The following is a 13,445-nucleotide window of genomic DNA, read 5'->3' on the forward strand; positions in this document are numbered from 1 at the left end:
GGTTAGTACGACGAAAGCGCGGTTCGGGCCGAACCGGGCAACAGAATCGGACACCAGCGGCCCGGGGGGGCCGGGCAACAGAACCCCCCACCTTTCCGCATCAGTTGGCAGGCAGCCCATATTCCCAGCCCCAGGGCGCGCCGGTTTCGCCCAGCGCGGCGCGGACGATCGCGGGAAACTGGTTTTCGGCGCGCACATCGTTCGACAGGATCACGACGCAGCGCGAGGTATTCTTCACGCACACCCAGGTGTTGGCGGTCGAATCATTATGCCCGCCCTTGAAAAAGCCCGGCCCCTGCGGCCCGGCGAAGGTGATCACACCCAGCCCGGCGGCGAGCCCGGCCCAACGATCGGCGGGCGCCGCTTCGGGCTGGAGCGACGGGAATTGGGACCGTGTCGTGATCGGCAGCTGTGGACGAATCATTTCGGCCCGACGCTTGGCGCTGAGCCCGTCCCCGCGCATGAATCCGGCGGCAAACCTCGCCACATCGGCAATCGTCGTGTCCATTGATCCGGCGGCGCGCACCAGACTGCGCTCATCATGCGGCTCCACGCTGCCAACCGCGGTCCAGCCATCGGCAAGGTTGCGCGCAAAATCCGGGCGCCATTTCAGGCTGGTGTTGGTCATCCCGAACCGATCGAACACCCGGCGCTGCATTTCCGCGCTCAGATCGAGGCCCAACCCCTTTTCGATCACGAATTGGAGCAGCATCATCCCCTCGCCCGAATAGGCGTAGCGCGTGCCCGGATCGAAGTGGAACCGCAGCTTGCCGTCGGGCTCGAGGAACGAGAAATTGGCAAAGCCGGTGCTGTGGGTCAGCACCATCCGCGCGGTTATCCGATGCCAGCGATCGTCGCCCGCCAGATCGCCCCAATTCCCATAATCATCCAGATTGCCATAATCGGGCAGCGGCTTGGCGAGGTAGGTCGCCAGTGGGCGATCAAGGTCGATCTTCTCCTCATCCACCAGCTGCATCACCGTATAAGCAAATACCGCCTTGGTGATGGATGCGCCGTACATGATCGTGTTCGGGTCGAGCGGCGCACCGCTGGCGTTGCGCGCACCATAGGTTCGCACGAAAACCGGCTTGCCGCGCTCAATCACGGTGATGGCGAGGCCACGCGCGCCAGTCTTCGTCATCGCGGTCCGGACGGCCAGATCGAGCGGCGCAAAGCGCCGGGCATCCGCTGGTGCTGCGGCCATGATCAGCATCGATGCAAAGCCAAGAAACAGCGCTGCCCGCATGATCACCACCCCTTTTTTGCTTCTCGGTTTCGTCCTGTCGCGTTCGAAGCATAGGCGGTCCGACGCATCATGCCGAATGCAATGTTAGCATTGGCCGCAAAGGGTTTGCTCAGCTAGCCGCGTTAGCAGCGATAAGGGCCGTATGTTGCAGCGACAGCGGCTGACCAAAGGGGAGTGCGATGACCGATACGGTGCTGTCCACCACGCACGAAACACGGCTACCCGATCCCGATCCCCATGCGCAGCCGACGCAATCCGTGCCGGGTGGGGCGATGCTGATTCCGACAATGGCGTCAACGCTCGCGCTCGCGGCGTGCAGTGGCGGTGGCGGCAGCGGCACCAGCCCACCACCGATCGCGATCGTTACGCCCACGCCAAGTCCAACGCCCGCATCGATCTCCGCAGTACAAGCCAGCCGCTTTCTCGCCCAGGCGACGTTCGGTGCAACCCGGGCCGATATTGCGTTGGTGCAATCGATGGGTTTTTCGGGTTGGATCACCGAACAGATCAGCCGCCCACGCACCGCGCATTGGGATTGGCTGGTCGCCAATGGTTATTCCGTCACCACCAACATCAATAATCAGAATGGTTTCGACAATACGGTCTGGCGGCAGATCATCAGCGAACCCGGCCAGCTTCGTCAGCGCGTCGGCATGGCGCTGGCAGAGATACTTGTCGTCGGCATTGACGGGGTGAACCAGCAATGGCGCCAATTCTCGGTCGCCGCCTATCTGGACGTGCTGCTCGACAATGCCTTCGGCAATTACCGCACATTGCTGGAACGCATCACCACCAACGCGGCGATGGGGGCGTATCTGACCTTCATCAACAATCGCCGCGCCAATACCACCACCGGCGCGATGCCCGACGAGAACTACGCCCGCGAATTGATGCAGCTGTTCACCATTGGCCTCAACCGGCTCAATATGGATGGCACGGTGCAGATGGCCAATGGCAACCCGGTCGACAGCTACACGCAGGATGATGTGACCCAGTTGGCCAGGGTCTTCACCGGGTTGGTGCTCGATTCGACCGACAGCACGACGCCCGATCGGTTGCGACGGCCACTGGTGATCAATACCGGGTTGCACGAAACCGGGGCGTCGAGCTTTCTCGGCACCACGATTCCGGCGGGTACCGAAGGGATGGCGGCGGTTCGCCTGGCGCTCGATGCGATCTTCGCCCATCCCAATGTGCCGCCCTTTGTATCGAAGCAGCTGATCCAGCGCCTGGTAACCAGCAATCCCTCGCCCGCTTATGTGGGTCGGGTGGCGCAAGTCTTTGCTGATAACGGCTCGGGCATGCGCGGCGATTTGACGGCGGTCATCCGGGCGATCCTGCTGGATACCGAAGCGCGCAGCGATGCCGTGCTGACGACCGCGAGCACGGGCAAGTTGCGCGAACCCGTCATCCGCTTCACCAATTGGGCGCGGGCATTCGGCGCGACGTCGACCGGGGGCTTATGGCCGATCGGCGATACCAGCAGTTCGAGCACGCGGCTGGCGCAATCCTTCGGGCGCAGCCAATCGGTGTTCAACTTTTTCAGGCCCGGGTATACGCCACCCAATACCGCGATCGCGACGGCGGGGCTGCTCGCGCCCGAATTCCAGATCACCAACGAACTCAGCGTTGTCGCCTTCATCAATTACATGCAGCCCGCGATCCAGAACGGGGTTGGCGACGTGCGCGCCAATTATACCGAGATCAGCGCGATGGCGAATGACAGCCAGGCGCTGGTCGATGAGGTGAACCTGATCCTCGCCGCCGGGCAGTTGAGCGCGGCAACCGTGGCAGCGATCCGGGGGGCGGTGGACAGCATCGCGACCACCGCGACCAATGCGACGCTCAACCGTGTCTACACCGCGATCCTGCTGACGCTCGCGTCACCTGAATATATCACGCAGAAATAAGGGGCAGGGGCCATGACCAACGATCAATCACGCCGCGCCTTTTTGAAACGCACCGCAGCGCTCGGTGCCGCTGGGGCAGCTGCCCCCTTTGTTACCAGCCTGGCCGCGATTGGAGAGGCCGCAGCGGCGACGGCGGCCGATTACAAGGCGCTGGTGTGCGTTTTCATGTTCGGCGGCAATGATTACGCCAACACGCTGCCGCCCTTTGATCAGGCGAGCTACAACCAATATGCCGCTGCGCGACAGGCGCTGGCGCACGGCCGCGATACGCTGGCCGCCACATTGCTGAACCCATCGACGGCGCTTGCCGGCGGGCGGCAATATGCGCTTGCGCCGACGATGGCCCCGCTGCTGCCGATCTTTAACGCCGGTCGGATGGCGGCAGTGCTGAATGTCGGCACGCTCGTCCAACCGACCACCAAGGCGCAATACACCGCCAATTCGGTGCGGCTGCCGCCCAAGTTGTTCAGCCATAACGATCAGCAGAGCTATTGGCAGGCAACCAGCCCGGAAGGCGCGATTTCCGGATGGGGCGGGCGGATCGGCGATCTGCTGCAAAGCGGTAACGGCACTTCTACGCTGACGTGCATCAATGCATCGGGCAATGCCGTGTTCCTTACCGGGCGGACGGCGATCCAATATTCGGTCAGCACCAACGGTCCGATCGCGCTGCTCAACAACGGATCGAGCTTGTTCGGATCAACCACCGCAGCGAGCACGCTGCGCAGCCTGATGACAGGCAGTAACACCAACCTGATGTCGAACGAACATGCCCGGGTCAGCCGCCGCGCGCTTGATACCTTTGCTCAGGTCAACAGCGCCCTGATGGGCGCACCGGTCGGGAATTTCCCGCTTTTTCCCAGCAACAACAGTTTGGCCGACCAGCTCCGGATTGTTGCGCGGCTGATTTCCGTGTCGCAGGAACTCGGCGCGCGGCGACAGGTGTTCTTCGTGTCGCTTGGCGGGTTCGACATGCACGATTCGCTCGGCACCGATCATCCCGGGCGGATCGGGCTGGTCGCCAACGCGATCCGTGCCTTTTACGACACGACCGTTGCGCTGGGCGTGGCCGACAAGGTGACGACCTTCACCGCTTCCGATTTCGGACGCACGCTACAATCGAACAATGACGGGTCCGATCATGGCTGGGGCAGCATGCATTTCGTCACCGGTGGCGCGGTGAACGGGCGCCGTTTCTACGGCACGCCGCCCGCCATCGGCAATAACACGCCCGATGATGTCGGGCAGGGGCGCTTGCTGCCGACGATCGCGGTGGATCAATATGCCTCGACGCTTGCCAACTGGTTCGGGGTCAGCGCCACGGATATGCCGACCGTCCTTCCCAATATCGGCAACTACAACCCGTCGACCTGGAACCAGGGCTTCGTATGAGCGCTTGCCCCTGCATCCACCTGTCAAGATCGGCTTTCGCCCGATTGCGGTTGGGGTGCGCGCTTCCTAGCTAGTCCATGGGATGCACGCCTGTCGGCACGGCGCGCCTTGGCCAAAGGGAATGCGCGTGGGCGACCAAAGGAATGATGAGCGGGGCAGGGTGATCCCCAGCGGGCGGCTGTCGCGGCTCGGCGTATTCGGCAAGATCGCGGGCGGGGTGGCAGGCGGTGTCGTCGCCGAAGGCGCGCGGCGCCTGGCGGCTGGCGAGCGCCCGCAGATGAGCGACCTGTTGCTCACCCCGGCCAACATCACCCGCGTGACCGAACAATTATCGCATCTGCGCGGGGCGGCGATGAAGTTGGGTCAGATGATCTCGATGGACGCCGGCGACATCCTGCCACCCGAGTTAAGCGCGATCCTCGGCCGGTTGCGTGACCGTGCCCACCACATGCCGCCGCAGCAGCTGCAACAGGTGCTTGCCAAGCATTGGGGCAAGGACTGGCGACGCCGCTTCGCGCGCTTCGGTGCAACACCGATCGCCGCCGCCTCGATCGGGCAGGTCCATAAGGCCGAAACGCATGACGGGCGCTCGCTCGCCATCAAGGTGCAATATCCCGGCGTGCGCGCAAGCATCGATTCAGACGTCGACAATGTCGCCACGCTTTTGCGGATGACGGGGATGATGCCGAAGGAGATCGACATCGCGCCGCTGCTCGGGGAAGCCAAACGCCAGCTGCACGAAGAGGCCGATTATACGCGCGAGGGCCAACAGATGCAGCGTTTCGCGGCGCTCCTCGCCGACGATCCGGATTTCGTCGTGCCGGTGCTCGATGCCGAATTCACCAGCGGTGAAGTGCTCGCGATGAGCTTTGTCGAAGGGACTGCGATCGAGAACCTCGGTGATGCGCCGCAGGACGAACGCAACCGGGTGATGACCGCGCTGATCCGGCTGGTGCTGCGCGAGCTTTTCGATTTCGGCCTGATGCAGACCGATCCCAATTTCGCCAATTTCCGCTATCAGCGCGGTACCGGCAAGCTGGTGCTGCTCGATTTCGGGGCGACCCGCGACGTTACGCCCGCGACGGCGGCGGGTTATCGTGGGCTGCTGACGGCCGGGTTGAACGGGGATCGCGACGCGGTTCGTGTGGCGGCGGTGGCGGCGGGTTTTCTCGGCGAACAGACCGTCGCGCGTCATCCGGCGCTGATCGATCGGATGATCGACGTCATCATCGGGGAAATGAACCGCCCCGGCGCCTTCGATTTCGGCGACCGCGCCTTCGTCAACGTCTTGCGCGATCAGGGCATTGAAATCGGCCAGGATCGCGCTGCTTGGCACATGCCGCCAATCGAAATGCTGTTCGCCCAGCGCAAAATCAGCGGCACCGCGCTGCTGGCAGCAAGGCTGAAGGCGCAGGTCGATGTGCGCGGTATGGTGGAGCAGTATCGGTAGAGCCGGGTAGGCAGCAAGTTGGAGGGGATCGGTCGGGGACGATCAAGTCGCATCGATCAAATAGATCTCGCCATCAAAATCGACGATATAGAGATTGTTGAGCTGATCCGTTCCGAAGCTCGCTATGAGATCAAGCGTGCCGACAGACGGCGTCAGCTCGGTCTTACGATTCACAAAAGTGCTGGAGGCTAAGGTTTGCCCTTGCTGAAAACTCGCTGAAGGAATCGTCCATATGTTCTTACTGACAAAATCGCCAAAGAAATATTGGCCGTTTAGCGTCGTAATTGGTCCGCGATAAACATAGCCGCCGGTAATGGAATTTCCTTGGGTTGGGCCCGATCCGTGAGCGTACTCAGCGACCGGCGGTGTGAAGGTCGCCGAATTGGAGCCGCCATTAAATGGCTGTGTTCCCTCACGCCGGTTCCAACCAAAATTTAACCCCGAAGCGCCAGCGGGAACCAGATTGATTTCTTCAAGAACGGCCTGACCGACATCAGCGATATAAAGATTACCCGTGGTCCGGTCGAAGCTGTTTCGGAATGGGTTTCTAAGGCCAAGCATCCAGATCTCAGGCGCCCCCCCCGCCGTCGCGAACGGGTTGCCAGCAGGAATCGCATAGTCGCGATTGGCGTCGCCCGGGAACTGATCGCTACGCGGATCGATCCGCAGCATCTTGCCGAGCAGCGAATTGGGGTTTTGGGCATTGCCGTTCGGGTCCCCACCGCCGCCGCCATCGCCAACGGCGAGATAGAGATTGCCGTCCGCGCCGAAGTCGATCCATCCGCCATTGTGGTTGGAAGCGCCCGGATGACCGATGGTCAAGATGGTGTCTGATGTCGCTGGATCGGCGCGATCGAGATCGGCCGCAAAAGTGGTGAATCGCCTGACCTCGATATCGCCTGATAGATTGTTTAGATAAACAAAGAATCGCCGACTGCTCGCAAAATCCGGCGCCAGTGCAAGCCCTAATAGCCCTTGCTCGCCATCGGTCGAAATAGTGCTCGACACATCAAGAAACGGGGTCGGGGTAATTGTACCGGTGGCTGGGTTGAGAATCCTGATCAGACCGGTTTTTTCGACGACCAGGACGCGCCCGGAATTGTCCGGGATCGCCGTCAAGAATAGCGGCTGGCGAAACCCTGTTGCCACACGGCGCAGGCGCAGGACATCGGGTCCGTTGGTCACCGTCACCGTGATATCGAGCACGGCCATCGCGAGGCCATCGCTGACGCTGATCGAGACGAGGTAGATGTTATTTCGATCCGCATCGGTCGGCATTTCAAAATCGGGCGGGCTCGAAAACGACAAGGCGCCCGTGCTTGTAAGGCTGAATCGCGCCGCGTCGGCGCCGCCTGAAATCGCATATGTCAGAACATCACCGTCCGCGTCGCTGGCGGCGGCGGTGTAAATTGTTCGGTTGCTGTTCTCGGGCTCGGTTACTGTTGCCGATGACGTGAATACGGGCGCTCGGTTGGTCTGTGCTCGAGGCGTGGAATTACCTCCACTGCACCCTGCAAGCAGCGTCAGCATGACCGCAAAGATCAACCCTAGCTTCATGGAATAACCCCGCTCAAACCAGCCCATCCTTGTCTTTCAAAAAGTGGCTGGCCGATCATATTGACGACGATCTCCCGTCAACTTCAATATACCGACATTCACCGTTTGACGACGATTTTTTGGAACACCCCGAACAAAAAGGGCATGGTCGCCCGAGCTCTAGTCTGCCGAACGCTCGGGGCGCGGGCCCCGGTCTCCTCGTCCTTCGCCACGGCCGCCATCACCGTGACGGCGCGGACCACGAACACCACGCGGATGATCGCCATCCTCATGCGGTTCACGCGCTGGGCGGTTGTCTTCCAGCTCGGCGCCGGTTTCCTGATCGACGTCATCATCGGGGAAATGAACCGTCCCGGCACTTTCGATTTCGGTGACCGCGCCTTCGTCAACGTCCTGCGCGATCAGGGGATGGAAATCGGCCAGGATCGCGCGTCCTCGCACATGCCACCAATCGAAATGCTGTTCGCCCAGCGCAAGATCAGCGGCACCGCGCTGCTGGCGGCAAGGCTGAAGGCGCAGATCGATGTGGTGGGGCTGGTGGAGGCTTTTCGCGGGTAACGTCTGCCCTCAATCGGCCAGCAGTGCCTCATCCACCGGCGTCAGGCGCGGTGTCAGCAATTGGATCAGGCCCAGCGCGACCAGATAGGTGCAGCCGGCCACCGCGAAAATCGGGGTATAATTGCCCACTGTGGCAAGCACGGCGCCTGCATATTGCGACATCGCCATCCCGCCGATCGCACCCATCGCGCCACCCATGCCAATTACTCGGCCCATCGCGCGCTTGGGGAACAGATCGGACGGCAGCGTGAACAGGTTCACTGAAAAGCCCTGATGCGCTGCCCCCGCCAGCCCGATAATGCCGACGGCGACCCACAGGCTCGACACGTTGACCGCAAAGATTACCGGCAGCGCTAGTAACGCACAAACCAACATCGTCCGCTTGCGCGCCGCATTCACTGATGCGCCGCGTTTGATCTGGGCAGACGAGGCATATCCCCCCAGAATGCTGCCTGCGTCTGACATGATATAGATGATCGCCAGCGGAATGCCGAAGGTCTTCAGGTTCAGACCGTGGTTCTTGTGCAGAAAATCGGGCAGCCAGAACAGGAACATCCAGAATACCGGATCGATCAGCAGCTTGCCGACCGCAAAAGCCCATGCTTCCCGCGTGCGGAGAATTTTGCCCCAGGGGACGGCGACCATCTTTTCCTCGGCGGGCAAGGCAGCAGTGGACCGCGCATCCTTTGGGCGACGATAGAAGATCAGCCACACAGCCAGCCAGATCAGGCTGGCAGAGCCCGTAGCGATGAAGGCTCCCCGCCAGCCATAGGCCTCGACGATGATCGGCACGATCAGCGGCGTAATGATCGCGCCGACATTCACACCGGCATTGAAAAGCCCGATCGCAAAGGCGCGTTCCTGCTTGTCGAACCATTCGCTGATCGTGGCGAGGCCTGCGGGATAGCCGCCGCCTTCACCCAATCCGAGCAGCGCGCGTGCCATCATGAACTCAGTGGCCGTGCGCGCGACGCCGTGCGCCATTTGCGCGACCGACCAGATCAGGAACGCGACCGCGAGGCCGATCCGCCCACCGACCCGGTCGACGATCGCGCCAAACATCAGATAGCTGGTGGCGTAGGCCGCCTGAAACCAGAAGACCATGTTGGCATAGTCCATCTCGCCCCATTGCAGCTCGGCGGACAGGCTGGGTTTCAGCACCGCCAGCATCTGGCGGTCGAAATAATTGAATACCATCGCGCTGAACAAGAGCGCGGCAACCCACCAGCGGCCCCGGCGTCTGGCAGGTGCAGTCACGGGGCTATCAGCGAAGGGTGCTGCAGCAGCAGGAAGCGAAATCACGCCGGGTCCAGATAGGCGAACTTGATACGAGTCACGACATCATCAAACGCCGATAATGATTGTTCGTAAATCTCGGCCAAGTGAACACGCAACGATTCGGCATCGTGCACATCGGGCGATGATCCACAAAAGTCAGCCGCCGCCAGGGCTGCGGCTCTAATGACCTTGATGTCGACGATTTCGATCGGGATACGCGCCGCAGTAAATTGCGGTGCAATGCCACGCGCATCAGACCCTGGCTTGTCGATCACCCGTGCCGTCACGATCTCTCCGGGTTGATAGCCACGCCAATTGGGCCATAGCCGGTTACCGGGCCTGAACACCGTGGTCAGTGTCCGCGCGAGCAACATAGGCTCATATTGGCGACGAAATGCCATCTCGTCACGCGGCATTTCCAGCGGGGGGATCACGTGCGCCTGTCCTGAATCAGCCGCAGCGGCCCGTGTCATCCAATCGCCTTGCGCATGATATCGAGCAACTCCAGATCGGGCTTGTCGAGCCCGGTCAGGATCTTGAAGGCGGGCGCTGCCTGGAACAGGTTCATATGCTGGCCGGAATGGGTGCGGTTGCCCGCCTCCCGCGCCAGCTTCAGCGTCAAGGGCAGATCTTCGAGCAGAATGTCGGCGACGATCGCTTCCTTGGGCAGCCGCGCCAGATTGGCCATCGATTGCGCCAGATCGGCGTCGACATCGCCCGTCATTGCGGCAAAGGCGCTGAACTTTTCGTTCGGCTGCGCACCCTTGTTCGATGTGTTGACGACCAGACCGGCGCTCGCCAGTTCATCGCCCAGCACGTCTTCGCCTACCGCACGGGCAGTCGTCAGCGGGGCGATCAGATCGGCGATCACCTGCGCCTTGGCGACAGTGCGATTGACGATCACGACTTCGCTCGGCTTTTCCTTGGCGAGTTCATAGGAAATCGGCAGCGCCGTGCCGCCTGCGCCCAGGATGACGACCTTTTGCCCAGCGACGCAGCCGGGATATTCGTTCAGAAGGCCGGCGACGAAGCCGATACCGTCGGTGTTATGGCCCACGAACGCGCCATTCTCGCGCGCGACCACATTGACGCTGCCGATCACCTCAGCCGAAGGGGCAAGCCGGTCAAGCGAGGGCGCAATCTTGTCCTTGAAGCCCGAACCCGCACCGCCGCCGCTATAGATTGAACAGGTCCGCAGCCCGGCCACAATCTCACCAACGCGGGCGGGATCGCCAATCATGAAGCAGCTCCGATAAGGCAGGCCGAAATGCGCGAATACCGCATTGTGCATCGCCGCCGAGCCGCCCGGATAATCATGATCGATCAAAAAGGCATAGAGCCGCTCGATCGACGGATCGGAAAGGTCGAGCGCGTTATTGCGCGGCTGGGCGGCAATGCTGATCAGGCCCGAATCGATCATCGTCTGGATCGCCGCCAATGGCGCGGGTGCCGGTGGTGCCGCAGGCACGGCAGGCGCCGTAGCTGCCGCCGCAGGCGTTGATTGTTTACGACCGAAAAGCGTGTTGAAGATGCCCATGACTCTTCCCCCAAGAGTGCGTGATGGGCGAAGGGGTACCTGTTGCAACGGGAACACGCAAGCGCTTCACATGCGTGTTTTTCAGGGTTTCACACCTTCTTAATCGCCAACGAAAAAGGGGCCCGGTTGCCCGGACCCCCTATTTCGATTCGCGAACAAAATAATTAGTCGCGATCGCCCGTCAGAAAGGCCGGCGCGAACTCAGGCGCCGGGCCGTCATCGCCGCCACCCGAACGCTCGGGGCGCGGGCCACGGTCACCACGGCCTTCGCCGCCACGTCCACCGCCGTCACGACGCGGACCACGATCGCCACGACCACCGCCATCACCGCGCGGGCCACGACCACCATCGCCATCACGACGCGGACCACGGTCACCACGTGGACGATCGCCGCCTTCACGCGCTTCACGCGGCGGGCGGGTATCTTCCAGCTCGGCGCCGGTTTCCTGATCGACGACGCGCATCGACAGGCGGACCTTGCCGCGCGGATCGATCTCGAGAACCTTTACCTTCACGAGCTGGCCTTCGCTCAGCACGTCGCTCACCTTTTCGGTGCGTTCGTTGCGGATTTCGGAAACGTGAACCAGGCCGTCCTTGCCGCCCATGAAGTTCACGAACGCGCCGAAATCGACCAGATTGACGACCTTGCCGTCATAAACCTTGCCGACTTCCGCTTCCTCGACGATGCCCTTGATCCAGGCGATTGCCGCCGTGATCTGGGCCGGATCAGACGACGAGACCTTGATGTTGCCTTCGTCGTCAATGTCGACCTTCGCGCCGGTGGTGGCGACGATCTCACGGATCACCTTGCCGCCGGTGCCGATCACGTCACGGATCTTCGACTTGTCGATCGAGATCGTTTCGATGCGCGGTGCGTGCGCCGAGAGTTCAGCGCGGACTTCGCCCAGTGCCTTCGCCATTTCGCCCAGGATGTGTGCGCGGCCTTCCTTGGCCTGTTCCAGCGCCTTGCGCATGATCTCTTCGGTGATGCCGGCGATCTTGATGTCCATCTGCATCGTGGTGATGCCTTCGGACGTGCCCGCAACCTTGAAATCCATGTCGCCGAGATGATCTTCGTCGCCGAGGATGTCGGACAGGACGGCAAAGTCCTTGCCTTCCAGGATCAGGCCCATCGCGATGCCCGATACGGGGCGCTTCAACGGCACACCGGCGTCCATCATCGACAGCGAACCGCCGCACACCGTCGCCATTGACGACGAGCCGTTCGACTCGGTGATGTCGGAGAGAACGCGGATCGTGTACGGGAATTCCTCCATCGACGGCAGCACAGGGTGCAGCGCGCGCCAGGCGAGCTTGCCATGGCCGACTTCACGACGGCCGGGCGCACCGAAGCGGCCGACTTCACCGACCGAATAGGGCGGGAAGTTATAGTGCAGCAGGAAACGCTCGTACGACAGCCCGGTCAGCCCGTCGATCATCTGCTCGGCGTCCTTGGTGCCAAGCGTGGTCGTGCAGATCGACTGGGTTTCGCCGCGCGTGAACAGGGCGGAGCCATGCGCGCGCGGCAGGAAGTGCACCATCGCTTCGATCGGACGGATCTGGGTGGTGGTGCGACCGTCGATACGCTGGCCGTCCTTTAGGATCGCCCCACGGACAATTTCAGCCTCAAGCTTCTTCATCAGCTTGTTGGCGGCCATCTGGTCCTGCGGGCTGGCATCGGCAAACGCTGCCTTCGCCTTGGCGCGGGCTTCGTTCAGCATGTTCGAGCGCGCCGACTTGTCGGTCACCTTGTACGCGGCGGCAATGTCCTTGCCGATCAGCTTCTTCAACTTGTCCTTGGCAGCCGACAGGTCAGCCTGTTCGGCCATTTCCCACGGGTCCTTGGCAGCTTGCTCAGCCAGATCGATGATCGCATTGGCGGCTTCGCGGCACGCGGCGTGTGCGAACTGCACCGCGCCGAGCATCACGTCTTCCGACAATTCCTTGGCTTCGGATTCGACCATCATCACGGCGGCACCAGTGGCGGCGACCACGAGGTCGAGATCGCCATTCTTCACCTGATCGAGCGTCGGGTTCAGGATGTATTCGCCATCGACATAACCGACGCGTGCGGCGCCGATCGGGCCCATGAAAGGCACGCCCGAAATGGTGAGTGCAGCCGATGCCGCAACCATCGCGAGGATATCGGGCTCGTTTTCGCCATCATAGCTGAGCACCTGGCAGATCACGTTGATTTCGTTGTAGAAACCTTCCGGGAACAGCGGGCGGATCGGGCGATCGATCAGGCGGCTGACGAGCGTTTCCTTCTCGGTCGCGCCGCGCTCACGCTTGAAGAAGCCACCGGGGATGCGGCCGGCAGCCGAATATTTTTCCTGATAGTGAACGGTCAGCGGGAAGAAATCCTGGCCCTCCTTCACTGATTTCGCGGCAGTCACCGCGCAGAGGACGACGGTTTCGCCGAGCGTCGCCATCACGGCGCCGTCGGCCTGGCGGGCAACACGGCCCGTTTCCAGCGTGAGGGTCTTGCCGCCCCACTGGATGCTTGCAGTTTTCGTA

General features: G+C 61.9%; 11 protein-coding genes. 4 read left to right on the plus strand and 7 right to left on the minus strand.

Features of this window, described 5'->3' with window-relative positions:
- Window positions 1-100: 100 nt before the first annotated feature.
- A complete protein-coding gene (locus B7Y49_RS13985; RefSeq protein WP_374128218.1) occupies window positions 101-1,246 on the minus strand; it encodes a serine hydrolase domain-containing protein in 1,146 nt (381 codons plus the stop codon).
- A gap of 179 nt (window positions 1,247-1,425) precedes the next feature.
- Here B7Y49_RS13985 and B7Y49_RS13990 point away from each other — a divergent pair, with 179 nt between their 5' ends.
- From B7Y49_RS13990 to B7Y49_RS14000, 3 genes are all read left to right on the plus strand, one after another.
- Entirely contained in the window at window positions 1,426-3,156 is a 1,731-nt protein-coding gene (locus tag B7Y49_RS13990) for a DUF1800 family protein (protein WP_374128219.1), read from the plus strand.
- A 12-nt stretch (window positions 3,157-3,168) separates the two neighbouring features.
- A complete protein-coding gene (locus tag B7Y49_RS13995) occupies window positions 3,169-4,548 on the plus strand; it encodes a DUF1501 domain-containing protein (protein ID WP_374128220.1) in 1,380 nt (459 codons plus the stop codon).
- A gap of 127 nt (window positions 4,549-4,675) precedes the next feature.
- The gene (locus tag B7Y49_RS14000) at window positions 4,676-5,998 is read left to right on the plus strand and encodes an ABC1 kinase family protein (RefSeq protein ID WP_374128221.1); all 1,323 of its coding nucleotides are present in this window, start codon (window positions 4,676-4,678) and stop codon (window positions 5,996-5,998) included.
- Between the two features lie 42 nt (window positions 5,999-6,040).
- On the opposite strand, the gene B7Y49_RS14005 is transcribed toward B7Y49_RS14000, so the two are convergent.
- A complete protein-coding gene (locus B7Y49_RS14005) occupies window positions 6,041-7,528 on the minus strand; it encodes a PQQ-dependent sugar dehydrogenase (protein WP_374128222.1) in 1,488 nt (495 codons plus the stop codon).
- Window positions 7,529-7,653: 125 nt separating this feature from the next.
- Window positions 7,654-7,821: a hypothetical protein gene (locus B7Y49_RS14010; protein WP_374128223.1), complete on the minus strand. Its 168-nt coding sequence runs from the start codon at window positions 7,819-7,821 to the stop codon at window positions 7,654-7,656.
- On the opposite strand from B7Y49_RS14010, the gene B7Y49_RS14015 reads away from it, so the two are divergent.
- Complete coding sequence (locus tag B7Y49_RS14015; RefSeq protein ID WP_374128224.1) at window positions 7,811-8,113, plus strand: hypothetical protein; 303 nt, start codon at window positions 7,811-7,813, stop codon at window positions 8,111-8,113. The two genes, B7Y49_RS14010 and B7Y49_RS14015, sit on opposite strands and share 11 nt — an antisense overlap.
- A 9-nt stretch (window positions 8,114-8,122) precedes the next feature.
- Here the strand turns inward: B7Y49_RS14015 and B7Y49_RS14020 are convergent, their stop codons facing one another.
- The 4 genes from B7Y49_RS14020 to pnp all read right to left on the minus strand — a co-directional run.
- The gene (locus B7Y49_RS14020) at window positions 8,123-9,310 is read right to left on the minus strand and encodes an MFS transporter (protein WP_374128225.1); all 1,188 of its coding nucleotides are present in this window, start codon (window positions 9,308-9,310) and stop codon (window positions 8,123-8,125) included.
- A 101-nt stretch (window positions 9,311-9,411) separates the two neighbouring features.
- Complete coding sequence (locus B7Y49_RS14025) at window positions 9,412-9,825, minus strand: hypothetical protein (protein ID WP_374128226.1); 414 nt, start codon at window positions 9,823-9,825, stop codon at window positions 9,412-9,414.
- 35 nt (window positions 9,826-9,860) lie between these two features.
- The gene (locus tag B7Y49_RS14030) at window positions 9,861-10,928 is read right to left on the minus strand and encodes a shikimate dehydrogenase (RefSeq protein ID WP_374128227.1); all 1,068 of its coding nucleotides are present in this window, start codon (window positions 10,926-10,928) and stop codon (window positions 9,861-9,863) included.
- A 164-nt stretch (window positions 10,929-11,092) separates the two neighbouring features.
- A partial coding sequence (gene pnp, locus B7Y49_RS14035) for a polyribonucleotide nucleotidyltransferase (RefSeq protein WP_374128228.1) occupies window positions 11,093-13,445 on the minus strand: 2,353 nt, incomplete at its 5' end.

It is taken from the genome of Sphingomonas sp. 28-62-11 (genome assembly GCF_002278865.1).
In the GTDB taxonomy this organism is placed as follows: Bacteria; Pseudomonadota; Alphaproteobacteria; order Sphingomonadales; family Sphingomonadaceae; genus Sphingomonas.